The organism is Streptosporangium sp. NPDC000095, from assembly GCF_042899335.1.
Classification (GTDB): domain Bacteria; phylum Actinomycetota; class Actinomycetes; order Streptosporangiales; family Streptosporangiaceae; genus Streptosporangium.
In genome coordinates this window covers 1,103,699-1,130,004 of record NZ_JBIAZS010000001.1, presented here as the reverse complement: position 1 = coordinate 1,130,004, position 26,306 = coordinate 1,103,699, and the positions used below count along the sequence as shown (strand labels likewise).

20 protein-coding genes are annotated in these 26,306 nt (G+C 69.9%); 9 read left to right on the top strand and 11 right to left on the bottom strand.

Annotation, left to right across the window (positions count from 1 at the left end; genetic code table 11):
• The first annotated feature begins 99 nt into the window (after positions 1-99).
• A complete protein-coding gene (locus ACFY3V_RS04680) occupies positions 100-1,278 on the top strand; it encodes an ROK family transcriptional regulator (RefSeq protein WP_350944675.1) in 1,179 nt (392 codons plus the stop codon).
• Positions 1,279-1,745: 467 nt separating this feature from the next.
• Positions 1,746-3,020, top strand: a complete 1,275-nt coding sequence (locus tag ACFY3V_RS04675) for a condensation domain-containing protein (RefSeq protein WP_362898553.1) — start codon at positions 1,746-1,748, stop codon at positions 3,018-3,020.
• A 52-nt stretch (positions 3,021-3,072) separates the two neighbouring features.
• Here ACFY3V_RS04675 and ACFY3V_RS04670 read toward each other — a convergent pair whose 3' ends face one another.
• The 4 genes from ACFY3V_RS04670 to ACFY3V_RS04655 all read right to left on the bottom strand — a co-directional run bounded on the left by ACFY3V_RS04670 (position 3,073) and on the right by ACFY3V_RS04655 (position 7,908).
• Positions 3,073-4,527, bottom strand: coding sequence for a glycoside hydrolase family 3 protein (locus tag ACFY3V_RS04670; RefSeq protein ID WP_362898551.1), 1,455 nt, complete (start codon positions 4,525-4,527; stop codon positions 3,073-3,075).
• A gap of 122 nt (positions 4,528-4,649) precedes the next feature.
• The gene (locus ACFY3V_RS04665) at positions 4,650-5,558 is read right to left on the bottom strand and encodes a carbohydrate ABC transporter permease (RefSeq protein ID WP_362898549.1); all 909 of its coding nucleotides are present in this window, start codon (positions 5,556-5,558) and stop codon (positions 4,650-4,652) included.
• Positions 5,555-6,568, bottom strand: coding sequence for a sugar ABC transporter permease (locus ACFY3V_RS04660; protein WP_362898547.1), 1,014 nt, complete (start codon positions 6,566-6,568; stop codon positions 5,555-5,557). The genes ACFY3V_RS04665 and ACFY3V_RS04660 overlap by 4 nt, the downstream gene beginning before the upstream one ends.
• Positions 6,569-6,570: 2 nt before the next feature.
• The gene (locus tag ACFY3V_RS04655; RefSeq protein WP_350944669.1) at positions 6,571-7,908 is read right to left on the bottom strand and encodes an extracellular solute-binding protein; all 1,338 of its coding nucleotides are present in this window, start codon (positions 7,906-7,908) and stop codon (positions 6,571-6,573) included.
• A gap of 207 nt (positions 7,909-8,115) precedes the next feature.
• Between ACFY3V_RS04655 and ACFY3V_RS04650 the strand changes: the two genes are divergently transcribed.
• Together ACFY3V_RS04650 and ACFY3V_RS04645 are read left to right on the top strand one after the other, a co-directional pair.
• Positions 8,116-9,300 carry an ROK family transcriptional regulator gene (locus ACFY3V_RS04650; RefSeq protein ID WP_362898544.1) on the top strand — a complete coding sequence of 395 codons (1,185 nt, stop codon included), beginning with the start codon at positions 8,116-8,118 and terminating at the stop codon, positions 9,298-9,300.
• Positions 9,301-9,446: 146 nt separating this feature from the next.
• Positions 9,447-10,091, top strand: a complete 645-nt coding sequence (locus ACFY3V_RS04645; protein WP_362898542.1) for a M15 family metallopeptidase — start codon at positions 9,447-9,449, stop codon at positions 10,089-10,091.
• Positions 10,092-10,135: 44 nt separating this feature from the next.
• Here the strand turns inward: ACFY3V_RS04645 and ACFY3V_RS04640 are convergent, their stop codons facing one another.
• Both ACFY3V_RS04640 and ACFY3V_RS04635 read right to left on the bottom strand, forming a co-directional pair.
• Positions 10,136-10,660 (bottom strand): NUDIX hydrolase, encoded by a 525-nt coding sequence (locus ACFY3V_RS04640; protein WP_362920792.1) that lies wholly within the window; start codon positions 10,658-10,660, stop codon positions 10,136-10,138.
• A gap of 41 nt (positions 10,661-10,701) precedes the next feature.
• Positions 10,702-12,048, bottom strand: a complete 1,347-nt coding sequence (locus ACFY3V_RS04635) for a transcriptional regulator (protein ID WP_389769963.1) — start codon at positions 12,046-12,048, stop codon at positions 10,702-10,704.
• 608 nt (positions 12,049-12,656) lie between these two features.
• Between ACFY3V_RS04635 and ACFY3V_RS04630 the strand changes: the two genes are divergently transcribed.
• The 5 genes from ACFY3V_RS04630 to ACFY3V_RS04610 all read left to right on the top strand — a co-directional run bounded on the left by ACFY3V_RS04630 (position 12,657) and on the right by ACFY3V_RS04610 (position 15,825).
• A complete protein-coding gene (locus ACFY3V_RS04630; RefSeq protein ID WP_389769960.1) occupies positions 12,657-12,857 on the top strand; it encodes a hypothetical protein in 201 nt (66 codons plus the stop codon).
• A gap of 172 nt (positions 12,858-13,029) precedes the next feature.
• Positions 13,030-14,166 carry a cyclophane-forming radical SAM peptide maturase AmcB gene (gene amcB, locus ACFY3V_RS04625; protein ID WP_389769957.1) on the top strand — a complete coding sequence of 379 codons (1,137 nt, stop codon included), beginning with the start codon at positions 13,030-13,032 and terminating at the stop codon, positions 14,164-14,166.
• Positions 14,163-14,348, top strand: a complete 186-nt coding sequence (gene amcA, locus ACFY3V_RS04620; RefSeq protein WP_389769954.1) for a multiple cyclophane-containing RiPP AmcA — start codon at positions 14,163-14,165, stop codon at positions 14,346-14,348. Before amcB ends, amcA begins: the two co-directional genes overlap by 4 nt.
• A gap of 68 nt (positions 14,349-14,416) precedes the next feature.
• On the top strand, positions 14,417-15,082 hold the full coding sequence (locus tag ACFY3V_RS04615; protein WP_389769951.1) for a pentapeptide repeat-containing protein: 666 nt from the start codon (positions 14,417-14,419) through the stop codon (positions 15,080-15,082).
• Positions 15,083-15,114: 32 nt separating this feature from the next.
• Positions 15,115-15,825 carry a hypothetical protein gene (locus ACFY3V_RS04610; protein WP_389769948.1) on the top strand — a complete coding sequence of 237 codons (711 nt, stop codon included), beginning with the start codon at positions 15,115-15,117 and terminating at the stop codon, positions 15,823-15,825.
• Positions 15,826-15,891: 66 nt separating this feature from the next.
• On the opposite strand, the gene ACFY3V_RS04605 is transcribed toward ACFY3V_RS04610, so the two are convergent.
• The 5 genes from ACFY3V_RS04605 to ACFY3V_RS04585 form a co-directional block, all read right to left on the bottom strand.
• The gene (locus ACFY3V_RS04605) at positions 15,892-17,724 is read right to left on the bottom strand and encodes a N,N-dimethylformamidase beta subunit family domain-containing protein (RefSeq protein ID WP_389769945.1); all 1,833 of its coding nucleotides are present in this window, start codon (positions 17,722-17,724) and stop codon (positions 15,892-15,894) included.
• A complete protein-coding gene (locus ACFY3V_RS04600) occupies positions 17,721-19,142 on the bottom strand; it encodes a hypothetical protein (RefSeq protein ID WP_389769943.1) in 1,422 nt (473 codons plus the stop codon). Before ACFY3V_RS04600 ends, ACFY3V_RS04605 begins: the two co-directional genes overlap by 4 nt.
• A 25-nt stretch (positions 19,143-19,167) precedes the next feature.
• Positions 19,168-19,419, bottom strand: coding sequence for an acyl carrier protein (locus tag ACFY3V_RS04595; protein WP_389769940.1), 252 nt, complete (start codon positions 19,417-19,419; stop codon positions 19,168-19,170).
• Between the two features lie 75 nt (positions 19,420-19,494).
• A complete protein-coding gene (locus tag ACFY3V_RS04590) occupies positions 19,495-19,668 on the bottom strand; it encodes an MbtH family protein (protein WP_350944658.1) in 174 nt (57 codons plus the stop codon).
• 1 nt (position 19,669) lies between these two features.
• On the bottom strand, positions 19,670-26,179 hold the full coding sequence (locus ACFY3V_RS04585; protein ID WP_389769937.1) for an amino acid adenylation domain-containing protein: 6,510 nt from the start codon (positions 26,177-26,179) through the stop codon (positions 19,670-19,672).
• Between the last annotated feature and the right edge of the window lie 127 nt (positions 26,180-26,306).

The window sequence follows — 26,306 nt, the reverse complement described above, 5'->3', positions numbered from 1 at the left end:
GAAGCCTTATTAAGAATAGAGTTCTTATTCTTGATTGAAAGTAATCGCGACGGGGAAGCGACGAGCAAAAGAGGAAGCGGCGAGCAAGAGAGCATGCGTATGGAGCGACGTCCTGGCGTGCCCAGGCTACTGAGGGAGATCAACGACAGGGCCGCCCTGGAGTTGCTGCTCGCTTCCGGACCGCTGACGCGGGGGCAGATCGGCGAGCTCACGGGCCTTTCCAAGGTGACGGCGTCGCAGACACTCGCCCGCCTGGAAGGGCGCGGGCTGGTGGAGGTGGCGGGGGAGCAGGCGGGAGGCCGGGGGCCCAATGCCGCCCTTTATGGGATTATTTCCTCCTCGGCCTATGTGGCGGGTCTGGACGTCGGCCCGGAATTCGTCACGACCGCCATCGCCGATATCCACGGGGAGATCATCGCCGAGGTGCAGGTGGCACCGAAAGGACACGACGATCCGGTGGCCCTCGTGCACAGCGCGGTGGTCAAGGCGTGCCGGTCGGCCAAGGTCGCGCTCTCCAAGCTGCGCTCGGTCGTCATCGGCACCCCCGGCGTGGTCGACCCCCGCACCGGGGACGTGCGGTTCTCCTTCGACCTGCCGGGCTGGCACGAGGGCATCCACGAGGCGCTCGCCCGTGACCTGCGCCGCGACGTCAGGATAGAGAACGACGTGAACCTCGTCGCCATCGCCGAGCGCACCCTCGGTGCCGCCCGCGAGGTCGACGACTTCGTGCTCCTGTGGGTGGGGCGCGGCATCGGTCTCGGTGTCGTGCTCGGAGGCCGGCTGCACCGGGGCCGCTCCGGCAGCGCGGGCGAGATCGGCTACCTGCCGGTGCCCGGGGTGCCGCTGGCCGAGGACGTGCGGGCCGTGCCGGGCAGGTTGCCGTCGCTCGCCGGGGGCCTGCAGTCCCTGGTCAGCGCCGAGGCGGTCGCCGAGCTCGCCGCGACGTACGGCTTCGAGGGGGAGAGTGCCGCCGAGTGCGTCGCGGCGGCGGTCGCGGCGGGGGAGCGGGGGGAGCCCTTGATCAACGACATCGCCGGGCGGCTCGCGCTGGGGGTGGCGTCGGTGTGCGTCGTGCTCGACCCCGGGCTCGTGGTGCTCGCGGGGGAGGTGAGCAGGGCCGGAGGCGACGAGCTCACCTCCAGGATCGAGGAGGCGGTGGCGAGGAGCTGCCCGGTCAGGCCGCAGGTGGTGGCGAGCGAGGTGGAGGGCAACCCGGTGTTGCGCGGGGCCGTCATCGCCGCACTGGAACAGGCGAGGGAAGAGATCTTCACCTCCTGATCCTCCTGATCCTTCTGACTTCTTGAGGGCCCGAGGTTCTGTCGCCGGGCCTTGAGTCCTCGGCGATTCCTTGGCCGGGAGTTCCTGGGGCCCGGTTCCTGGAGCGGGAGTCCTTGGCCGGAAGTTTCCAAGGTCCGGTTCCTGGAGTCGGAATCCCTGGCCGGAAGTTTCCAAGGTCCGGGCTCCCGAAGCTGGAATCGCTTGCCCGCGACCCCCGTGCCGATGAGTCCGGCCGGTTCGGAGCTCGCGCCGTTCGGTGCGCTCTTTCGGGCATCGCGGACGGTCGTCACCGTGCCCTGACCGGTTCGTGGCAGGTCGCTTGTCTCAGGCGTGTCTCGTGTGTAGCATTCTGGTTGTTTAAATAAACAAGAAACTTTCCTAATAATTAAGCGTCGAGATCGCATGCCGGAGGCGAGGAGGCCCCGGCGCCTGCCCGAGGTGAGCCACCCCCGAGGGAGACGGACAGGATGTCGCACAGTCCTTTCGACCTGCGGGGAATTCCGCTGGCGCTCCACCTGAACGGCCCCGTCGACGTCCTCGCGCTGACGGAGGCGTGCGCCGACGTGGCCGGCAGGCATCCGGTGCTCGGGCGCGTCAGAGTCACCCGCGCGGAGTCGACCCCGGAGCGCTACCCCGAGCTCGCCACGGCGGAGGCCACGCGCCCCTTCGACCTGGAACGCGGCCCGTTCGCCCGGTTCACGCTGGTCACGGTGGGTCCCGAGCGCGTCAGGCTGCTCTTCACCGCGCACGGACGAGTGTTCGACGCGGCCTCCAAGGACGTCCTGGTCCGCGACCTCGCCGACGCCTACTTCTCCCGGGCGACCCTGCCGGTGCCGACGCCACACTCCTCGCCGGTCTCGCCGTCGTACGGCTCGGCGCAGGCCGTCCCGTCCACGCGGACGGGACGGCACAGCGGCTCGGAGGCGGACCACGAGGCGTCTCCGGCGACGCCCTGCGGAGCCGAGGAGTTCTGGGAGGAGCGCGACCGCGAGCCCGCGGAACCGATCCTGCCCGGGCTGCGCACAGTCCCGCGCGGCACCGGCCCCGGAGAGATCGTCGAGATGGTCCTCGGTGGCGTGGAGTCCGGGGCCCTCACCGAGGCCGCCACAGAGCTCGGTGCCACCAGGTTCGAGTTGCTGCTCGCGGCTGTGGGCGTGCTGCTGCGCCGCTACGGTACCTCCGCGTCACCGCTCGCCCTCGATCTCGGCACCCGCACGCGCGAGACGCGCGACCGCGTCGGGCCCTTCGTGGCGAGGGTGCCGTTCGTTCCGCACCCCGGCCTCGAAGAGGGTTTTCCCGGCTATCTGCGTGCGGTCCGGACCGAGCTCCAGGCCATGTACCGCTTCCGGCACGCGCCTCCCGAGCCGCCCTCCTCACCGGTGCTGCTCAGCTACCGCAGAAGGACGGCCGTCCCTGAGTTTCCCGGTGTCGGGGCGGGTGTGGAGTGGACCGTCTTCAACGGGGCCGCCCACGGCGCGCTGCACGTCCAGGCCGTGGACGCCGGGTCGAGCCTCACCCTCGGCCTGCGCTTCAACCCCACCGCGATCGGCCACGACGATGTGTCCGCGATCGCGGGTCACCTGCGCGTGCTGCTGCGCGCCGTCTCCGAGCACCCCCGTGCGAAGGTCGCGGATCTGGTGGCATCGGCCGATTCCATGCCCGGAGAATCGGCCGATGCCACGCTTGAGGAGAAGCCTCCCGCGACCGGCCCACTCGTCCCGGACCTCGGGAAGGTGACGTAACCGTCCGTGAGGGAAAGGGCGATCACCCCGCAGGCGAGGGTGGCCGATGCCGTCAGACGCCCAGGAGCTCGGCGGCGGCCTGGGCGTTGGCGCGGGCGGCGCCGTAGGTGGCCAGGTAGGTGACACCCTCGGGACGCCAGATCGGCAGACCCATCTCGACGACCGTGGCGTCGGGGCGGGCGGCCAGCAACGCGGAGACCACCGACTGGCTGGCCTCGTAGCGATGGGCGTCCTTGACGACGACGATCAGGGAGCGGCCCGAGGCGCGCTCCAGGATGTCCGCCACGTCGGCCATCTCCGGCTTGACCCGCAGCACCTCCGCCTGCGGCAGCAGCGGCGTGAAGCCCCACGGTACGTCGCCGACCGCGATGGTCGGCGGGGTGTCCACCTCGACCACCAGCGGGTCGACCGGGGGCGGGGCGGAGCCGGTGAGGCTGACCGCGCGACGGGCGGCGGTGAGACCGATCACGTCCCGCTCGGCCTCGCCGGTGCGTGGCGTGCCGAACCAGGCGCGCAGGGCGGCGACCCGCTCGGCCGCCGCCTCCAGGCGGGCCACGGGAAGCCGCTCGTCGTGGACGGCCGCGACGATCTCGTCCACGATGAGGCGGACGTCGCTCTCCGTGGGGATCGGGCCGAGACAGAGCAGGTCGGCTCCGGCGGCGAGGGAGAGCACCGAGCCCCCGGCGAGACCGTAGGCGGCGGTGACGGCCCCCATGTCGAGGGCGTCGGTGATGATCACGCCCTCGTAGCCCATCTCGCCGCGAAGCAGGCCGGTGAGGGCGGCGGGGGAGAGCGTCGCGGGAAGCGCGCCGGTGACGGCGGGGACGCGTACGTGCGCGGTCATGATGGATCTGGTCCCGGCCTCGATCGCGGCGCGGAAGGGGGCGAGCTCGCGCTCGCGCAGCAATTCCACGGAAGCGTCGACGAGCGGGACCTCCAGGTGGGAGTCCTGCCGGGTCGCACCGTGGCCGGGAAAGTGCTTGACGCAGGCGGCCACTCCGGCCGCCTGCAGGCCGTGGACCGCGGCGACGGTGTGCCGGGCGACGAGCGCGGTCTGTGACCCGAACGAGCGGGTACCGATGACCGGATTGTCGGCGGCGGTGTTGACGTCCGCGGACGGCGCCATGTCCAGGTTGATGCCGCAGCGGGCCAGTTCGTCGCCGATGGATCGGTAGACCCGCCGGGTGAGCTCGACGTCGTCCACCGCGCCGAGGGCGGCGTTGCCGGGGTACGGGCTGCCGACGTGGTAGGCGAGCCGGGTGACGTCACCCCCCTCCTCGTCCAGCGATATGACCGGATCGGCGGACGCGCGCAGCCGGGAGGTGAGAGCGGACAGCTGGGCGGCGTCGGCGATGTTGAAGCCGAAGAGCGTGACGCCGCCGAGACCGTTCTCCAGCTCCCGCAGGACCCACTCGGGTGCCTCGGTGCCCTGGAACGCGGCGAGCAGCGTGCCGGCGGCGAGACGACGCAGCCCCTGGTCGCCGCGATCCGCGATGAACTCAGACATGGCGGTAGGTGTTCCTTACCTGAGATGTGGGGGTGTCGGACATGGAAGTGAGCAACAGGAAAACGGGCAGGGCCGGCACGGCCCGCGCCTTGTGGGTGCGTGCCGTGCCGGCACCGATGGGGTCAGCCCTTGACGGCGCCCGCGACGAGCCCGGAGACCATCCGCCGCTGCACCAGGAGGAAGAAGACGATGACCGGGATGGTCATCAGCGTGGAGGCGGCCATGATGCCGCCCCAGTCCACCGACCGCTGGCTGACGAAGTAGCGCAGCGCCACGGGCATGGTGAAGTTGCTCTGGTCGCCGATGAGCGTCAGCGCGAAGACGAACTCGTTCCACGCGGTGATGAACGAGAAGATGCTGGTCGCCACCAGCCCGGGGGCCACCAGCGGGAACAACACCCTCCAGAAGGTGGCGAACCGGCTCGCGCCGTCGATCCAGGCGGCCTCCTCCAACTCCTTGGGCACCGCCGCGACGAAGGTGCGCAGCATCCAGATGGCGAACGGCAGCGTCATGGCGACGTTCACCACGACGAGGCCGAGGAGCTGGTCGTACAGCCCGGCCCGCCTGACCATCAGGAACAGCGGGATGAGCAGCGCCTCGCCGGGGACCATCTGCACGATGAGCAGCAGGATGAGGAACGAGGTGCGTCCACGGAAACGGAAGCGGGCCACCGCGGTCGCCGCCAGCAGGGCGAACACCGCGCCGACGAGCACGGTGCCGATGGCGACGATGGAACTGTTGAGCAGGTAGCGCCAGATGGAGTGGCCCGCGACGCCCTCGGTGAAGACCCGCTTCACGTGTTCGAGCGTGGGGTCGGTGGGGAACGGGATGAAGTCCGTCGTGAAGATCTGCTCGCTGCTCTTGAAGGCCGTGCTCACCATCCAGTAGACGGGGAACACCGCGAACAGGAACACCAGGACGGCTGTGGTGTTCAGACCGATCTTGCCGAGCGTCCTGCGCCGCTTGGGGCCGCTCCGCGTCCCGGACGCGGGCCGCCGTCGCCGGGATGCCCGTGTGTCGTAGGTGGTCATCGCACGTCCTCCGTCTTCACGATCTGGCGGACGTAGAAGAAGGTGATGACGAGCAGGATCAGCGTCAGCACCACGGCGATCGCCGCGCCCATGCCCATCTTGGGCGGCGCGCTGAATGCCTGGGTGAAGGCGAACAGCGACAGGTTGAACGCCTCCCGGTTGGACGTGCCGCCCGCGAGCACGAACAGCTGGGTGAAGACCTTGAAGTCCCAGATCACCGAGAGCACCGTCAGCACCGCGAAGACCGGCTTCAGCAGCGGGAAGGTGATCCTCCAGAAGATCCGCCACGCGGAGGCGCCGTCCACCCTGGCGGCCTCGTACAGCTCCTGGGAGATGCTTTTCAGCCCGGCCAGCACCGAGACCGCGATGAACGGGAACGACGCCCAGACCACCGCGATGATCAGTACGACGTAGATGGTGAACGCGTCGTTGAGCCACGGCTCGCCGGTCCAGTCGGAACGGCCGAACAACAGGGAGGAGAACCAGTCGGGCAGCGCGTTGAGCACCCAGTTGATCACGCCGGATTCGGCGTCGAACAGCCAGCGCCAGATGATCGCGGTGGCGATCTGCGGGGTGGCCCAGGCGGCCATGATGCCGACGATCAGGAAGGTCGACATCTTCTTGCCCAGCTTGTGCAGGAGCAGGCCGACCAGCGTGCCGAGGATCAGGGTGCACGCCACCGTGACGACGGCGAAGACGACGGTGTTGCGGAGGGACGTCCAGAACAGCTCGGACTCGACCAGCTTCTGGTAGTTCTCGACGCCGACGAACTCGGCCGGTACCCCCCGGATCTGCCGCAGTCCCACGTTCTGGAAGGACATGACGACCATCTGGTACAGCGGGTAGAGCAGCAGGCCGGCGATGACGATCAGGCCGGGGACGAGCAGCGCGTAAGGGACTGCCCAGGCGGGCAGACCCCTGGACCCGCGCGGGGGCGTGGTGCCTCGGTGCCCCCGCGCCGGGACGGAGGGGGAGCCCCCGTCCCGGGCGATGGTTGAGGTGTTCGCCATGGTTACTGGTTCAGGATCTCTTCGAGTTCCTTGTTGGCGTCGGTCAGCGCGGTGTCGACGTCCTTCTTACCCTCGATGACCGAGCGGGCCGCGCTCTGCAGGACCGCCTTGGTGTCGTTCGCCTCGGCCCAGTTGGTGTCGTTCGGGAAGCCCTTGGCGACCTTGAAGGTCTCGGCGAACGGCGCCTGCACCGGGTCGGCGGCGTACTCGGCCAGAGCCTCGGGGTAGAGCGGCAGCAGACCGCCCTCCTTGGCGTAGCGGGTGCCGAACTCCTTGCCGGCGGCGAGCTTGACGTACTCGGCGGACAGCTCGGCGTTCTTGGTGTCCTTCCAGATGGCGATGTCGTTGCCGCCCTGGAAGGCCGGGGCCGGGCCGCTGCCGTCCTTGGCCGGGAGCGAGAAGAAGGCCATCTTCGAGTCGTCGACCTTGCCGCCGCTCTGCTCCTTGATGGTGGTGATGTCCCAGCCGCCGGTCACGTACATGCCGACCTTGCTGTTGGCGAAGCGGGTCGCGATGTCCACCGAGTTCTGGGTGAGGGCGGACTTGCGCGAGACGCCGTGCTTGGTCACCAGGTCGGTGTAGTACTGGAAGCCCTCCTTGAAGCCGGGGTCGGTCAGCTTGCCGACCCACTTGCCGCCCTCGAAGGCGGCGAAGTCGCCACCGGCCGACCAGACGAACGGCGAGAGCGACATGTTGGCGTCGGAACCGCCGTTGAAGGCGAAGCCGTCGACGTCCTTGCCCTTCTCCGCGACGATCTTCTTGCCCGCCGCGACGAGGTCCTCCCAGGTCTTGGGGACCTCGATCTTCAGGTCCTCGAACCAGTCCTTGCGGTAGAGGACGGCGCGGGTGCCGCCACCCCACGGGGCGGCGTAGATCTTGCCGTCCACCGTCTCGTAGCCCCACAGGTTCTGCGGGATCTGCTGGAAGTCGGGTGCGCTCTTGACGACGTCGGTGATGTCGGTCAGCGCGTCCTGCGCGACCCAGGCGGCGACCTGGTCGTTGCCGAACTCGGTGACGTCGGGGCCCTCGCCGCCGGCGAGGGCGGCGGTCCACTTGGCCTGCGCGTCGGGCCAGGGGACCCACTGGACCTTGACGTCTGCGCCGGTGGTCTCCTTGAACTTGGCGTTCAGGTCGGCCATCAGCTTGTCCTGCTTCTCGTCCGGAGCGCCGAGGCGCCAGACGGTCAGCGTCTGACCTGCGAACTTGGGGCCGGACGCGGCGGGGGCCGTCGCGTCGGAGCCGGCGGCCGGAGCGGCAGGCTCGCTGCTGCCACACGCGGCGAGACCCAGGGCGAGGGCGGCCGTGGTGGCCGTCGTGGTGGCGATTCTCGCGAACTTCACTGGAGTTCTCCCTTTCAGGCTTTCGCCGGGGTTTGCGCTCATCTGTTATGGCCGGGGTCCCCGTGACCCTCTGCACTCAATGGGAGCTGTCGGGTTTACCGCAACCCGCGGCTCCGATCGCTTGCCTGCGGGCTGACTAGGGTTAAACTAACAAGAAACTTTCTTAAAAGAAACGATCGTTAGCGGATCGTGACGGGGAGGACGACCTTGCCCACACGCCCGGGGACCCCCCGGCTGCTGCGCCAGCTCAACGACCGCGCAGCGCTGGAACTCCTACTGTCCAGCGGCCCTCTCACCCGGGCCGAACTGGGAGAATATACCGGGCTCTCCAAGGTGACCGCCGGTCAGCTGCTGTCCAGACTCCAGGATCGCGGCCTCGTCGCGGTGGTCGGCGAGCAGGCGGGCGGACGCGGACCCAACGCCGCCCTCTACGGGGTGGTGCCCTCCTGCGCGTACGTGGCCGGGCTCGACGTGCTGCCGGACAGGATCAGCGCCGGGGTCGCCGACATCACCGGCACCCTCGTCGCCGAGGTCGCCGCGGATCCCAGCGGGCACGACGACCCGGTACGGCTCGTGCGGAGCGCGCTCGGCCAGGCGTGCGAGGCGGCGGGCATCGGCGTCGACCGGTTGCGCGCCTTCGTGATCGGCACCCGGGGCGTCGTCGACCCCGGCACTGGTGACGTGCGTTTCTCCTTCGACCTGCCCTCCTGGCACAACGGCGTGCTCGCCGAGCTCCGCCGCGACCTCGGGGTCCCGGTGACGATAGAGAACGACGTGAACCTGGCCGCGCTGGCCGAACGCGCGTACGGAGCGGCGCTGGGCGTCGACGACTTCGTGCTCGTCTGGGCGGGGGTCGGCCAGGGACTCGGCGTCATGCTGGGCGGACGGCTGCACCGCGGCTTCACCGGCGGCGCGGGCGAGATCGGCTGGCTCCCCGTCCCCGGCGAACCGCTCCCCACCGACGTGAGCGAGCCCCAGTCGGGCTCGTTCCAGCGCCTGGTCGGCGGTGACGCCGTGGCCGGGCTCGCGAGCGCCCACGGCATCGGCTTCGCCCCCGGGGCCGACCCCGACGCCGACTCCGTGGGAGAGCACGTCCGTACCGCCGTCGCCCAGGGTGCCGAGGCGTTCCTGGACGAGCTGGCCGGGCGGCTCGCCATCGGCGTCGCCGCCGTCGCGGTGGTCCTGGACCCCGGGCTCATCGTGCTCAGCGGCGACGTCGGCAGGGCCGGGGGAGACGCGCTCGCCGACAGGGTGCAGGACGCGGTGGCCCGGTTCTGCCCGAGCCGGCCCAGGGTCATGGTCTCCCGGGTCAGGGGAAACCCCGTGCTGCGCGGTGCCTTGGTGTCGGCGCTGCACCAGGCCCGTGAGCAGGTGTTCTCGGACACGGTCTGACGTCCCGCGCGATCTTGCCCGCTGTTCCCGGACACGGTCCGATATCCCGCACGATCTTGTCCGCCGCCGGGCCCACTCCCCGGTGCGCCCTCTCGCTCGTGGCGGGCGGGTCCGCGCACGGTGGTGCTTGGGGAAGAATTACGGTCATGCGCGACATCGTTCTGATCTCCGATGCCCGAGTCGTCTCGATCCCCGTCGAGGAGTCGGGCGAGCGGCTGGTGGATGTCCGGGGACGGCTGCGGATGGACGGGCGGCTCGCCGACCCCGCGGGAGCCTTCGCCCACCTCAGGCTCGGGCTGCTCACCCGGCTGGAGGAGGCCCAGGCGCAGCTGCCGGGGGGATACCGGCTGCTGATGGTGGAGGGGTACCGGCCACCGGCGACGCAGAAGGAGATCTTCGACGGCTACTCGGCGGAGCTCAAGACGCTGTATCCGGAAATGTCGCCCGCGGAGCTGCGAGCCGCGGCGAGCCGCTACGTCTCGCCCGTCGAGATCGCCCCGCACACCGCGGGAGCGGCGGTCGACCTCACCCTGTCCACCGAGGACGGGACCGAGGTCGACATGGGCACCCGGCTCAACGCCACCCCCGAGCAGAGCGACGGCGCCTGCTACACCGACGCCCCCGGGCTGTCCCCCGAGGCCCGCCACCACCGCAAGCTCCTCGGCACCGCCCTGGAGGCGGTAGGACTGGTCAACTACCCCACCGAGTGGTGGCACTGGTCCTACGGCGACCGCTACTGGGCCCTGGCCACCGGCTCCCCGGCCGCTCTCTACGGCCCGGTCTCCATCTGACTCCGTACGGCGGTTGGGCGACGGGACTCCGCACGCTTCGCATACTACGAGCCGGTAAGGACGTAGAGCAGCCCAGCCATGCTGGTGCCGCTCACGACGTCGCCCTTGCCGACCAGGTCGCGGAGATCGTTGAGGGGTACCCACTCGATGCGCTCGGCCTCCCACGCCTCGGTCGGTGGGCCGATATAGGTGGCTCTGTCGGCGCGGAAGATGTGGTGGACCGAGTCCGAGATGCCGTTGGTCGGCTCGACGCGCAGCAGCGGGCGCAGCGGTCCGGGCCGCCAACCGGTCTCCTCTTCGACCTCGCGGGCGGCGGCCGTCGCCGGCTCCTCACCGTCTTCGATCTTGCCAATCGGGATTTCCCAGCCCCAGGAGTCGGTGATGAAGCGATGCCGCCAGATCAGCAATACCCGGTGCCGATCGTCGATGACGACGGCTCCGGCCCCCGGCGCGGTACGGATCAGTCGATGGGCCAGGTGCCTGCCATTAGGAAGCTCCACATCCGCCACTCGGACATCAAGCCACGGGTCGCTATAGAGAGGTTCTTCGGAATTGACCTGCCAGCGCATGCGGCGTGCTCCCAGCGTGGTTACCTGATTTCGGCACCACGCTACAAGGGCACATGTGCGTGCTGGTGCGCCCGCGTCAGAAACTCTTCGACCACGCGGGCATCGAAGGGCCGTAGAACGTCGGCCACCATGGCGACCCGTTCGGCGATGCGTCCGGACTCCATGCCCTGTGCGCGGTCGAGCATCGTCCCAGCTGTAGCGACGGCCTGGTCCAGGTCGCCGCGTTCAGCCAGGACAAGGGCGAGAGTTGCCAGTCGGTGGGTCTGGCCGCGCAGATGGCAGGTATCGGCGGAACGAAGCGCTTCCTCGGCATAGGTCTGAGCGGCCATGAGGTCACCAAGCCGCCGTAGGGCTTCTGCATGCTGACACTCCAGCAAACCCGGCTGCACGTATCCGGTTTCGGGCGGCTCGTCGCCTGGGCGAATTTGAGCGGCGGTGACCTCCGAGCGGCGCAGGTGCGCATGACAGCTTGCCCGATCTCCCATTCGTGCGTATGCCTTGGCTTGGAGCGTGTGCAGGTCGGTGATCAGTGCTGGACTCAGGTGGCCCCGCGCGCCGCGCAACGCGGTCTCGGCGTACTGCAGGACGTACCGGTATTTCGCCCGGGACATGGCCTGGTTCGCCAGCAGGGCGACCACGTAACCACCGAACGCCAAGTTTCCTGATGCTTTGGCCATCCGCAGGGCGTGGAACAGATAGCGCTGAGAAAGCGCATGACGATCGGAGTCATAGGCGCAGATACCCGCGAGCGCGACCAAGCCACCGGCTGCCCGAAACAGCTCCCGGCCTGTGCGGTCGTCATGGCCGCCCTTCAGCAGGGGGGTCACGTTGGCGTTGAGGAAGGCCACGACGCGCGGCCGCACCGGTACGCCTCCAACGCGGCGGTACATCTGTTCGTAGCGGCTGCGTGCGTCCTTGAGGATTTGGACGTCATTCATGCTCACGGAGCGTGGGCCTCGGTGGGAGACGTCCAGCTCGTGAGGCGGGTTCTCCCACTCGAAGACAGGTGCGACAGCGGCCGGTCCGTCGATCATCAAAGCACCCGTCAGGAAGACCTTGTTGCTGAGATCCCCACGCCACAACGCGACGGCCTGATCAACTGCTCGTGACAAATCCGGTTCGTCTTGACTCATCCCGTTGCGCACCATGCCGATGTCCGTGAGCGACAGGGGCCGACGGACCTTAGCTCCGATGATCTCGCAGATGATTTCCGGTACGTCTCCTCGGGGGATCGCCCTGTCTCTGATCCATCGGGCGACGGCGGTATGGTCGTAACGCGTCGGGCGTCGGGCGGTGGATGTGGCCCTGTTGATGCGCGCGGCGAGTCCGGCGTGTGAGATCCCCGCCTCAGCGAGCAAAGAGTCAAGCAGGATGTTCGGCTCGCTCATCGACCCGCCTTCCAAGGGCTGCCGCTCTTGCTCGGAGTGTAAACAGGCTCACGTGCTCCGGACAGGTCATCCGTTCAGGGCGCCTGTCACGGCCGGATCGCTTTCACACGGGGTGTGAACCGACTCCCATACCCACGGTCGATCACACGCTTACGCGCTCCCAACTACAGGCGGTCCACTAGGTGCATGAATCCGTCGATGACCGGTATGGATCTTGCCTCGCTGACTCCCGTCGATATGGCCGAGAGGCTTCGGGCCGAACTAGGGCAACTGAACATCAAAGCCGATGTCCATGACGGCTACGGGCTGGCGCTGGTGTCGGTCTGGGTGGGCCTGTCGTCTGGTGCAAGGACGACAGCTACTGGTGGCGCACCGGCTGGGACGCACAGCGTCACCGGCCCGTCTACGCCCGGCATCCGGCGATGGACGTTGCCCGTGCCGCTCGTCGGATCGCGTTTCGCTATGCGGAGTTGCGCGAGGTTCATCCCCCGTCCGAGCTGGCATCGGGAGCGCGTTGTGATCCTGCTTGATGAGTGCGTGAGCCGCACGTGGCGATGGTTCAGCGAGGGCATGTGCGGTTGGAATGGCGGCAACCGTACGCGGATTCTGTGCTTGAGCGGGTTCGCCCGGTGCTGTGGACCTGCCTGTGCCGCGCCACGGTCTACGAGCTGTACGAGGGCGGCGGACAGGCGTTCATCCGGCGAACCGTCCAACTCGACCGCAGTCCCGAAGTCCACGACACCTTCATTCATTCGATCAGCGAAGCTCGGGCCGTCTGGACAGGGCTCCTGTCTGGAAGTGCCCGTTAGACGGCGTGGCGGCGTGGGGTCTGGAGGGACCCACGCTGCCATGCCTGCTGGAAACCACTTACGGACGCAGGTGAGCCGTTCGTCCCCGGCGGGGTGGGGACGCTTCGGGGAGACGCGTGGCGGAGGGAGAACGGTCTTCAGTTGACACCCCTTAAGGAAGGAGCGCTACGAGATGGAAGGACCGTTGGATTTCAATCGGTGGTTCGGCCAGGCCAAGACCCTGGTACTCCAACCGACCACGCTGTGCAACCTTGATTGCGCGTACTGCTATCTGCCGTTCCGGCGACTCGGCAATGAGATGTCACCTGAGGTGGCTCGGGCCGTTGCCGCCTCGGCTGCGGATCTGACCGGCTCTGGTGACGAGCTGGACATCGTGTGGCATGGCGGGGAGCCCTTGACCCTGGGGCGACGCAAGTTCGCCGCTCTACTCGCGCCGTTCGAGAAACTGCGCCAAGCGGGCCGGATACAACACAGCCTGCAGACCAACGCCACCCTCATCGACGACGAGTGGTGCGATCTACTCGCCCGTTACCAGGTCCGCGTCGGCGTCAGCATCGACGGCCCGGCGGCTCTGAACACCCGACGGGTTGATCTTCGCGGCCGTCCTGCCTTCGACCGGACCGTCTGCGGCATCCACCGCCTCGCGAACTACGGCATCCGCTTCTCTCTGATCGCCGTCGTGGGGGCCGAAGGTATCGAGCAGCCCGAATCCCTCCTGGACTTCCTCTCGGAGCTGGGGCCGCACACCATCGGCCTGAACGTGGAGGAGATGGAAGGCGTCAACAACCAGCGGTGCGGGATCACCCAGGATCAGGCCGAACGCTTCTGGCACCGGGTCCTGAACTGGCACAAGACCCACGACGGAGGGCCTGCGCTGCGTGAACTCGACCGGCTCGCCGGTTACCTGCGCCTCGCCCGCAGCGGGCGAGGCGACGAGTGGTGCCGATACGGCCTCGATCCGATCCCGACAGTGTCAGTGGACGGAGACGTGGTGCTGTTCTCGCCCGAGCTGGCCGGCATCAGCGACGACACCTACGGCGACTTCCTTGCCGGGAACGTCCGCGCTCAGAACATCGCCGACATGCTGGACCAGGCGCACCGGCTGCGCTACGCCCGCGAGTTCATGGCCGGTCTGCGACGCTGCGAAGCCGAATGCGAATTCTGGGACTTCTGTCGAGGCGCCCAGGCGTGCAACCGCTATTTCGAGAACGGCAGCTTCGCCACGACGGAGACCGACTACTGCCGACTTACCCGTCAAGCCCTCATCACCGCTCTGTACACCGCAACCAAAAAGGAGAACGTGGCATGACCATGCTGGAATACCTGGCCGCCACGGATGCGAAAGTGATCGACAAGCTGATCGGTAGCAGCACCCGTGAGAGCCCCGATCCGGTTCAGGCCGCCAAGTTCGACAACAAACCAAGCTGGGACAACCTGAAGGGGGGATTCGACAACAAGCCGAGCTGGGACAACTGGAGCAAGAAGAAATAGCGGACGACCGTCGTGGACGCGGTGAGCACCTACGACGGGACCGCTCCTCTCCCCTGGGAAGTAGGACGATGGATACACGTACCGTGCGCGAGACGAGCGTCACGCTGCCGGGGTTGAACGATGCGGATTTGGACGAGGTCGATTCGCTGGAGGGCGAGCACGGCAAACTGCGCGACTTCCGATACGCCGACGCCCGTCTGCGCGAGCTGCCCCTGTCGGGGACCCAGCTCATGGACGGACGCGTCATCGGCCTCACCACCCAGCGCGCCCGCCTGGACGAGCTGCGCCTGCACTCGGTGGAGTTCTCCGACTGCGACCTGTCCGGCCTCCACTGGGATGACAGCAAGCTCTCCCGGGTCACGTTCACCAACTGCAAGATGCTCGGCACCGTGTGGGAGGGGATCACCCTCGATGATGTGGTCTTCGAGAGGTGCAAGCTCGACCTCGCTGTTTTCACCCGCGTACGCGCCACCGGGTCGGTCATCTTCTCGGCCTGCTCCCTGCGGGAGGCGAGTTTTTCCGCAACCGACCTGAGCGGCGGCGTGGCCATCGACGACTGCGATCTCACGCTGGCCGAGTTCAACGACGGCAAGTACCGCAACCTCGACCTTCGCGGCAACGACCTGTCCGGCATTCGCGGAGTGAGCGCGCTCAAGAACATCATCATCGACCGGCCGCAACTCCAGGGCCTCGCCGAGGCGTTCGCGGCCGAGATGGAGATCACCATCGGTTAGGGCCTGGCAACTACTGCGCGAGAGGCGGAGATATGAGCGTACGGCTGTTGTTCGACCGGTTCGACGACATCCGGGGACGCATCGACATCGGAGATGTCAGGCAGGCGGGTGACGTGCCTGGGTATGACGACGGCACGGCCATCATTCCCCAGGGAAACTGGATGGCACTCAGCAAGGAGGAAGCCGAAGGACTTCGGCCTACGGTCGACACGTTGCCCAGCATGACGGTCGAACTGGTCAGCCAGGATTTACCGGCCTTCACCTCCGACGATCTGCCGGGACGACTGGACGCCGCGACTGTTCTCGACCCGCTGGCAGGCCGCTGGCCGCGTAGGCGCCTCGCCTGCGCGGCCAGCCCGCCCGGACAGCTCACCAGCACCGAAGACTCCACGACCGGTCACCGAATCGGGCTGCACGTCGACAACTTCGACCAACAGCCCTACTCGACCAGGCAGGACAGCCGCCGACGCCTCTGCCTCAACCTTGGACCCGGCACCCGCTATCTCCTGGTCGGCGACCTGGATATCAAGGAGATCTGCCGCGTCCTGGGCTGTGACCAGGACGAGTACTACCCACACACCGATGACCTGCGCCGTTACGCCGCGGAGGGGCACCCGCTGCGGTGCCTGCGCATCAGGCTTGACCCCGGCGAGGGGTATATCGCCCCGACGGAGTTCCTGCCGCACGACGGCTCTACAAGCGACGCCCGAACGTGGTCACTTGCCGCCTTCTGGCTGGGCTGAGCCGAACGTACCTCAGCCCTCCACGGTTCTTTTCAATCACGACGCCGTCGAGACGTTCGTCAACGGTCACGGTGTGGGCGCCGCCTTCTTCAGGAGGTTCGCGCGCCGGAGCAGGGGGCGGTCGGCGGCGGTGCCGATCAGGGTGCCCGCGTGCCCGGTCAGCACGGTGCAGCCGCTCGCGTCGCACAGGTCGGTCCATCCGGCCGGGGTCGCCACCGGCAGTCGCGTGCGGATCCTGCCGTCCGCGTCCGCCAGGTACAGCCGGCCGTTCATCGCGGTCAGGGCCACGGCGCCGGAACCGGCCTCGACCAGGCTCCAGGCCGAGGTCTCCGGGTCGAGCAGCCACAGGCCGTCCGCGGCGGCGGCGAACAGCTCGCCGTTCACCATGCCCAGGCCGACCCCGTCGCGGGGCCCGTCGGCGAGGGTGATCCAGCCGTGCTCGGGGTCGCGGTAGACGAGCCGGTCGTCGGCGGTGAGACCGTACAGGCCGATCGGGTGGACGGCGGTGGCCTCCCTGGGGGTGGCGAGGGCGACGAGGGCGGGGGCGGTGCCCGCGGGACGCCAGCGCAGGTTCTGGCCGGAGACCTCGCGGGCGAGCAGCGAGCCGCCGGAGGTGGCGCCGTACAGCAGGGAGTCGAACACGGTCAGCGCCCGGATCTCGTCCGCGGCGCCGATGGTCTCCCAGTCGTCCGCGCGTATCGAGAGCCGGTCCAGCACGTTGCGGGTGATCCGGTCCACGACCGGGTCGTGCAGGGTGTTTCCCCAGTTCACGGTGGAGGCGGTGAAGACCGTCCCGGCGCCGAGGCCGAAGACGCCCATCGTCGCCATGCCACCCTGGCCGTACCGGTGCCAGTGGCGCAGGTCGGCGGTGGCGAGGATGACGAAGGACGGCGGGGTGCCGTCGCGTCCGGTGGCCACCGGCACGCCGTCCTCCTCGACGAAGTCGCAGGCGTCCGTCTCGTAGCCGATGGCGCCCTTGCCGAACGTGTCGCCCTCGTCCAGCTTGGTGCCCTCGAACACCCAGTGTTCGGGGAAGCGGACGGTGTAGGTCTCCTCGTGCATGAGCCGCATGTACGGGCCCCACGTCCCGGCGCCGCGCCGGAAGCTCACCCCGGTCAGGCCGTTCTCCGGGCGGTTCACCGGCGCGCTCGACCACTCGACCGTGGTGAGGGCGGGATCCACCGCGGCCATCGGGTCGGCGACCGCGTCGCGGTAGCAGACCATGGTGCGCCCCTCGTCCTCCAGCCGGAACTGCCACCAGCAGGTGTTGCCGGAGAAGACGGCCATGTTGCCGCCCCGGCGGACGAACTCCTCCACGCTGTCGCGCATCCCCGCCGACCAGTACTCGTCGTGTCCGCTGATCATCAGCAGCCGGTGACCGGAGAGCAGCTCGCGCCCGGAGTGCAGGTCCAGGGCCGAGCAGTAGTCGACGTCGTACCCGGCGGGGCCCAGCCAGCGGATCATGCCCTCCTCCCAGCGCTCGGGCGGCGGCCCGCCGCCCGGCCGGTCGAAGGAGACGCGCGCGGCGCGGGTCGGCTGCTCGGTCCAGTAGATGGACTCGCCGGGGATGCCCGCCCGGTTGTAGGCCTGCCAGGTCGGGAACGGGATCGACAGCAGGACCGGTGAGCGGGGACGGGCGGCCCGTACGACGAAGTAGACCTCGCTGCTCTCCTCGTCGGCGCTGAAGATCGCCCGGTAGAGCGAGCTGCGCCAGCCGGGGGAGACCTCCAGCGTCCACAGCGGCCCGGTGAACTCCCCGTCGAGCACGGCCAGGTCGGTGGCCACGTCCTCGACCAGCACTGAGCCGCGCAGCGGGGCGCGGGAGGCGCGGGCGAGATGGAAGCGGAGCGCGCCGCCCTGGACGCAGGACGTCGACTCGGCGTAGGCGTGGATCGTCAACCGACCGGCTCCAGCACCTCGCGGAACGCGGCCTCGACCAGCAAGGACTCCAGGTCGAGCAGGTAGCGTTCCATGGCGGGGCGGGAAAGACAGCCGGTGTCGGCGGTGAGCGAGACGCCCAGCCCGCCGGGCTCGTCGGTCACGTGCAGGCAGAAGCGGCAGTTGAGCCGTTCCTGGCTGAGCGGCCAGGTGAGGGTCGTCTCGTCCAGCGCCCGCCGCACGCTTCGCTCGTCGGGGGAGGCGTCCACCCGGTCGGTGAAGCGCATGTCGTTGAAGCAGCAGTACGGGTGGATCCGCACCCCCCGCTCCCGGCCGGCCCGCTCGGTGAGCCGGTCCCGGTCGTCCGGGTCGTGGTAGGCGGACCGGTAGGCGCGCAGCGCGGCGGGCTTGGCCGCGCGCAGCAGCTCGGTGAAGCCGCCCTCGCGCAGGTCCAGCACGAACAGGCCCTCCTGGGAGAGCGTGGTGACCGCGTTGACGGTGTCGCCGCGGAAGCGGTTGCTCACGATCGGCAGCATCACGCCCAGGTCGTGGCCGGTCACCCTTCCGGCCAGCGCGGACGCGGCGGCGAGCAGGACGGTCGAGGTGGCCGCGCCGCGCACCGCGGCGATCCGCCGCACGGCCAGGTCCATCGCCCGGGAGACCAGGTGTGCCCGCCAGATCGGGGGATCCTCGGCGGCGCCGTCCGTCCGCCGCTCGAACACGGTCGGGGGGATGCGCCGGTACTCGCTCGCCCAGTGTTCCGCGGCCACCGCCGCGACCTTCAGACCGTGCTGCGAGCCCTGCCAGCGGGCCAGCTCCAGCGGTGAGGGCGGGGTCGGGCCGGGTACGGAGCCGCGCAGCAGGAGCAGCCGCAGGTCCGTGATCGCCACCTCGGCGCCGAGGCCGTCGGCCGCCAGGTGACAGAAGACGAGCACGATGTGGGTGACCTCGTCGCGGTCGACGACGAGCCCGATCCTGAGCGGCCATTCGCCGCCGTAGTCGAACGCGGTCTTCGCCAGCGCGTCCCGCAGCCGCTCGGGGTCGCCCTCCGACACGGTGACCGGGATGGAGCCGTCGGCGATGAGCACCTGCCACGGCTCCGCGCCGTCGTTTGCGCGAGAGCCGCCTTCGCGGGGTGTCGTGCCGCTCGCGTTGACCGCCTTTCCGTACGGCGTCGTGCCGCCCGCGTGCGCCGCGTTCCCGTGCGGCGCCTCGCCGAGCCTGGTGCGCAGGGACTCGTGCCGTTCCACCAGGGTGCGCAGCACCTCGGCCGCTCCCGCCACGGTGAGCGGCCTGGCTCTCCTGGGTACGGCGAGCACGCGGCCGAAGTTGAAGTAGTGGTCGTCCGGTGCCGTCTTTCTGATCGTGTCCCAGATGGCCCGCTGCCCCCAGGTCAGCGGTGCCATTCCCGAGCGGCTCCCCGAGAACCGGATGTCCATGTGTCTCCCCCGTTCGGAGCTGGGTTCAGGAACGCGCGCTTCGCGCCTCGTTGATGTGGCGTTCCAGCGCGTCGAGGTCGTCGAGCAGGTCGAACCCGTCGCCGGACAGGTCGATCTCGATCCCGAACTCGTTCTCCACCGCGTCGATCAGCCGCATCTGCGCCAGGGAGGTGACTCCCAGCGCGGACAGCGGGACCGTGGCGGCGAGTGCCTCCCCGGCCGTGACCGCTCCGTCGGACGCCGAGGCGACCATCGCCGCCAGCCGTTCCCTAACCATTGCGGGCCCCTCTCCTGCGGTCTCCGGCGCCGCTCGCCGGGATCCGGATCCAGTTGTCGAATATTTCCGGACTTTTCATGAACTTCTCGCGCTGAGCGGGCGCAGGTCGGTCCAGACGCGGTCGATGTGGGCGAGGCACTCCTCCTTGCTGCCGGAGACGCCCTCCTCTCGCCAGCCGTCGGGAAGGTCCCGGCCGTCCGGCCAGATCGAGTACTGCTCCTCGTGGTTGACCACGACGCGGTGACCCATCTCAGCTCCCGGTTTTCATGAGGCGCTCGGCCTCCTCGTCGGACATCTCAGCCAGCTCGGCGACGAGCAGCTCCTCCACCGCCGCCGCGAGGTCGGCCACGGTGCTTCTGGCGAACAGGGTGCGGATCGGCACCTCCACCTCGACGGCGGCGCGGAGCCTGGCGACGGCACGGGTGGCGAGCAGCGAGTGCCCGCCCAGCGCGAAGAAGTCGTCGAAGGCGCCGACCTCCTCGACGCCCAGCACCTCGCCGAAGATCTCGGCCACCAGCTCCTCGGCGTCACCGCGCGGGGCGGTCCTCGTCCGGGAGCCGGCCTCGGGCGTGGGCAGCGCGGCCCGGTCGAGCTTGCCGTTCGCGGTCAGCGGCAGGACGGCGAGACTCACCCAGGCGGCCGGGACCATGTAGGCGGGCAACGTCGCCGCCAGGTATCCGGCCAGCTCGTCTCCCGTGGCCGTGCCGACGACGTAGCCGACCAGCGTCTCCCCGCGGACCGCCACCGCCGCCTGGCCGACGCCCGGGTGGGCGAGCAGCCGCGCCTCGATCTCGCCGAGTTCGATCCGGAAGCCGCGTACCTTGACCTGGTCGTCCAGGCGGCCCAGGAACTCCAGCCGCCCGTCGGACCGCCAGCGCGCCAGGTCGCCGGTCCGGTAGATCCGCTCTCCGCCGAGGGCACCGGGGACACCGGGATCACCGGAGACACCGAGGGTGGGGAAGCGCTCGCCCGTGAGGTCCGGTCTGCCCAGGTAGCCGACGGCCACCCCGGCCCCGCCGACGCACAGCTCACCCGGCGCTCCCGGCGGCACGGCCTCACCGGAGCCGTCCAGAAGCAGGACCGAGGTGTCGGCGATCGGGACGCCGATGGGCGGGCGTCCGGGGGAGCCGTCCAGTTCGGCGGCGGTGGCGATGATCGTCGCCTCGGTCGGGCCGTAGGTGTTGATCAGCCGCACCCTGTCGCCGAAGCGTTCCCGCCAGCGGGTCACGGCCGCCTCGTGCACCTGCTCGCCGCCGAGGATCACCAGCCGCAGCGTCGGCGGCCAGGAGATCTCGTCGATGTCGTCGACCAGCGCGTGCCAGTACGCGGTCGGCAGGTCGAGCACGGTGACCTGGTCGAGGTGGTCGGGCAGGGTGACGCCGCCCTCGGGCAGCAACTCCAGCCGGGCCCCGGCGGCCAGCGCCGGATAGATCTCCTCGGCGTGGGTGTCGAAGCTCAGCGAGGCGAACTGGACCACCCGGTCTTCGGGGCCCAGCTCGTACGCTTCGCGCATCCACGCGACGCGGGCGGCCAGGTTGTGGTGCGAGACCACGACCCCCTTGGGCGTTCCGGTGGATCCGGAGGTGTAGATCACGTAAGCGGCCGAGCCGGGCGCGGGGACGTTCACCGTGCCGTTCAGCATGGCGGGAGGGCGTTCGTTCGTGTGCGCGCGTGGCGTTCCAGGCGGCAGGCGGTCGCCCAGGTCCGCCGAGGTGAGGACGAGGGAGGCGGCGCTGTCGTCCAGCATGAAGGCGAGCCGCTCGGCGGGATGGTCCGGGTCGAGCGGCAGGTAGGCCGCCCCCGCCCGCCAGACGGCGAGCAGGGCCGCGATGGCGTCGGGCGACCTGTCCAGGCAGACGCCGACCACGTCGCCGGGCACGACCCCCCGCCCCCGCAGCAGCGCCGCGAGCTCGTCCGCGCGGGCGTCCAGGTCGGCGTAGCCGAGCGTGGCGCCCCCGCATCCGATCGCCGTCGCGTCCGGCGTGTCCCGTACGGTCGCCGCGAACAGGGCGGGCACCGGGAGCGCGGGTGGTCGCGCGGGTCCCCGCGAGAGGCGCCGCAGCAGGGCGTCGTCCTCCCCGGTGCGCAACGGAAGCTCGGAGATCCGGTCGCCGGACGCCTCCGGCAGCGCGGTGAGCAGCAGGCGGAACCGCGCGGCCATCGCCTCGATCGTGGACCGGTCGAACAGTTCGGCGTCGTAGACGAAGCTGAGCGTGAGCTCGTGCTCGTCCTGCCATGCCTCCAGCATCAGTTCGAGCTTGGCCTGCCGCATGCCGTGTTCGAACCCCGTCGTGGTCAGCCCCGCGAAGGCGTCGCGGGGCCGGCCGACGTCCTGGGTGTGCAGGATGAGCATGGTCTGGAACAGCGGCGTGCGGGTGAGGTCGCGCTCGACCCTCAGGGCCGCCACCAGCTCCTCGAACGGCACGCCCTGGTGGGAGAAGGCGTCCAGGACGCCGATCTGGGTCTCACGGAGCAGCTCGGCGAAGGTGGGGTCGGCCGACAGGTCGCCGCGCATGACCAGGGTGTCGCTGAGATAGCCCACGACCGGTTCGAGCTGGACCCGGTCCCGGCCCGCGGTGGCCGTACCGACCAGGATGTCGCTGTGCCCGGTGTGCCGTGACAGCAGGACCTGGTAGGCGGCGAGCAGGACCATGAACATGGTCGCGCCGTGCTCCCTGCCCAGCCGGGCGAGGGCGGCGGCCTCCGCCGCGTCCAGCCGGACGTTCGCCACGTCGCCGCGCCTGGCGGCACCCGCGGTGCGCGGCCGGTCGACCGGAAGGTCCAGCGGGGTGGGGTCGGCGAGCCTGTCCCGCCAGTAGCCGAGCAGGTCGCCGAGATCGCGCCCGCGCTGCCAGAGGGCGACGTCGCCGAACTGGAGCGGAACCGGCGGCAGGGCGCCGGCGCCGGAGTACAGGTGCGACACCTCGTCGAAGATGAGGTTGAGCGACCAGCCGTCGCCGAGGATGTGGTGCAGCACGACGCACAGGACGTGGTCGTCCTCGGCGATCCTGATCAGTGTGACCCGCAGCGGCGGCCTGGCGCCCAGCTCGAAGGGCGCGTTGGTCAGGGTCGCGACCAGCTCCAACGCCCCGGCCTCGCCCGCCGCGTCCGTCTCCTCGACAGCCACCGGCCCCGGCGGGTCGACGACCACGACCGGCACCCCGTCCACCTCGGGAAAGCGGGTGCGCAGGCTCTCGTGCCTCGCGACGGTCCCGGCGAGGGCGCCGGCGAGCGCGTTCCGGTCCAGTGGCCCGCGCAGCCGCCTGACCAGGCACATGTTGTACGACGCGTCATCGGGATCGAGCCGGTTGAGGAACCAGAGCCGCTCCTGCCCGAAGGAGAGCGGCGGGACGGTTCCCTCCGGCCGAGGTCGCGGCCCGTCGCTCCTGTCGCCGGACGCGGTGGCGATCAGTTCTGCCACGGACGCGGTGGCGATCGGTTCTGCCACGGACGCGGTGGCGATCAGGTCCGCCACGGACGCGGTGGCGATCAGATCCGCCAGCGCGGCGACCGTCGGCCGCAGGAACACCTCCCGCACGGGCACCTCCATCCCGGACAGCGCCGTCAGCCGCGCGGTGACCATGGTGGCCAGCAGCGAGTGGCCGCCGAGGGTGAAGAAGTCGTCGTACGCCCCGACCTCCGCGGTCCCGAGCACTTCGGCGAAGACCTGCGCGACCATCCGTTCGCCCGGGGTGCGGGGGGCGATCGCGTCCGGTGAGGGCGCCGCGTCCACGTCGGGGAGCGCGTTGCGGTCGACCTTCCCGTTGGGGGTGAGCGGCAGCGTCTCCACCTCGACGAACACACTGGGCACCATGTAGCCGGGCAGCTCGCGCGCGGCGTGTTCCCGAAGGCCGTCGAGCGCGCCCGCGCCCTGCGCGCGGCCCGTTTCCGTGCCGTCCGTTCCCACGTGACCTGCTCCGGACCCGCCTGTTTCCGCGCGGCCCGTTTCCGTGCCGTCCGGTCCGGTGGCCGCGGTGTCCGCGTCCGTCTCAGAGAGAGCGGCGGGTACGGCGAAGGCGACCAGGCGGTCTCCGCGCACCACGACGACCGCCTGCCGCACGCCGGGGCAGGCGTCGAGCACGGCCTCGATCTCGCCCAGCTCGATACGGTGACCCCGCAGCTTGACCTGGTTGTCGGTCCGGCCGAGAAACTCCAGGGTGCCGTCGTTACGCAGGCGGACACGGTCTCCCGTCCGATAGTGCCGCGAACCGCCGGGGCCGGGGACGAAGCGCTCAGCGGTCAGGGCGGGGCGGCCGAGGTAACCGGTCGCGACCCCCTCGCCGCCGATGAGCAGCTCCCCGGCCACACCGATCGGGCACGACCCGCCGCCGAGGTCGACGACGTGGACGACGGTGTTGGCGATCGGGCGGCCGATGACGATCTCGCCGGGGTCCTCGGGAACGTCCCAGGCCGTGGACCAGATGGTGGTCTCGGTCGGCCCGTAGACGTTGACGAGCCGGTCGACCCGGGGACGCAGCTCGCGGGCGAGCCGGGGGGCGAGCGGCTCGCCGCCGGTCAGGCCCACCACGCGCGGCAGGTCGCCGGTGAGCAGGACGCGCCACCCCGAGGGCGTCGCCTGGACGTGGGTCACGCCCTCGTCCCGCACGAGCCGGGCGAGCCGTACCCCGTCGCGGGCCGTCTCCGCGTCGGCGACGACCACCCGTCCTCCCGTCACCAGCGGCAGGTAGAGCTCCAGGGCGGAGATGTCGAACGACAGCGAGGTCAGCGCGAGCCACACGTCCTGCGGCGAGGACCGTACCAGGTCACGCATGGCCAGCAGGAAGTTGGTCAGTGCCCGGTGGGGTACCACGACGCCTTTCGGCCGGCCGGTGGATCCCGAGGTGTAGAGCACGTACGCGGTGTCGTCGGGAAGCGGCCGGGCGGGTGCCGCGGGGACCAGCGCGCCGGTCGCTGTGCCGGTCGCTGTGCCGGTCATTGGGCCGGTCGCCTCGCCCGTCACCGCGTCCGTCATCGGGGGGAGGTCGTCGAGGCCGGTCAGGACGAGCGCCGCCGCGGAGTCCTCGATCACGTACGAGACGCGGGCCTCGGGGTAGTCGGGGTCGACGGGAAGGTAGGCCGCGCCGCTCATCGCCACGCCCAGCAGGGCGACGAGCATGTCGGCGCCGCGCTCCATCCGGACCGCGACGAGTGAGCCGCGCCCGATCCCGGCCGCGCTCAGCCGCCCGGCCAGCTCCGCCGCCCGCCCGGCCAGCTCCGCGTACGTCAGTTCCCGCGCGGCGGGTCCGTCCACCGGCGCTCCCTCGCGCACCGGTTCGTTCGCGGTGAGCGGGGTGGTCCCGGCCGGCGTCGCGGCGGGGGCGGGTGTGGCGCGTACCGCGATCGCGTCGGGGGTCGCCGCGACCTGTTCGAGCAGCAGGTCGACGAGTGTGAGCTCCGGTAGTTCGGTCGCGGTGTCGTTCCACTCCTCCAGCAGGTCGAGCTCGGCGTCCGGCAGCATCCGCAGCGAGCTCACCGGAGCGCCCGGATCCGCCACGGCGGCCGTGAGCAGCTCCTGGAAGCGGGCGATGATCCGTTCCACGGTCTCGTGGTCGAACAGGTCGGTGCTGTAGATGGCGGTGCCGTTCAGGGCGCCGTCCTCGCCACGGTAGAGGTCCACCGAGAGGTCGAGCCGGGCGCGGGCCCAGCCGTTGGGGAAGTACGTGGCGTCGAGGCCGGGCAGCGGCTCGTCCGGTTCGCCGTGGGTGTGGAAGGCGAACAGGGTCTGGAACAGGGGAGTGCGGCTCAGGTCCCGTTCCACGTCGAGATCGGCCACGAGGCGCTCGAAGGGGACGTCCTGCCGCGAGAGCCCGTCCAGCACGACCCTGCGAGTGCGCCTGAGCAGCTCCTCGAAGGTGGGGTCGCCGGAGACGTCGCAGCGCAGGGCGAGGGTGGTCGAGAGGAAACCGATCATGGTCTCCAGTTCGGTGCTGCCGCGACCGGCCGAGGGGGTGCCCACGCAGAAGTCGCTCTGGCCGGTGTGCCGGTGCATCAGGACCTGGTAGGCGGAGAGCAGCACCATGAACGGTGTGCACCGGGTGCGGCGGGCGAGGTCGCCGATCGAGGCGGTCAGGTCGGGGGCGATCCGGAAGTCGACCTGGGCGCCCGCGCCGGTCCGCCGGGCCGGGCGCGGCCGGTCCGTGGGGAGTTCCAGGGGAGGCACCCCGGCCAGCCGCTCGGTCCACCAGCGCAGCTCGGAGTCCTCGGGACGCTGGGCGCGGGCGTACTCGCCGTACTGCAGGGGCAGTTCGGGCAGCGGGGCGCCGCCCCGGCTTCCGTAGTGGACGGCGACCTCGGAGCGGAGCACGCTCAGCGACCAGCCGTCGCCGTTGATGTGGTGCAGGACGACGCAGAGCACGTGATCGGCGGGGCCGAGCTCGATCAGCGAGACGCGGAACGGCGGCGCGGCGGCCAGGTCGAAGGCCGTGTTGGTGAGCGTCGAGACCAGAGCTGCGGCTTCCCGCTCGCCGGGGGCGGTGAGGTGCTCGACCGTCACCGGCGACGGCGGCTCGACGATCGCGACGGCCTCCCCGGCCACTTCACGGAACCGGGTCCTCAGGCTCTCGTGCCGTGCCGCCACGGCGGTGAAAGCAGCGGCCAAAGCGATCTTGTCAAGGCGACCTTTCAACCTGTAAACATAGGATGTGTTGTAGGCCGAGTCGCTGGGGTCGAGCTTGTGGAGAAACCAAAGCCGTTGCTGACCGTACGACAGGGGGTATTCCGTCCCTGTTTGACCGGTTGGAACGGTCTCCGGTGGGAACACAAAGGGCTCCTTTGTCGGCCACGGGCCCGTTAGTTCACGCAATCGCGTTGGAGGTTGGTACGCAAAAAACCCACTCTGTGCCTATTTGACCAGTTAAGTGGGCGTCGGGAAAGGTCTCTTTCTGGAA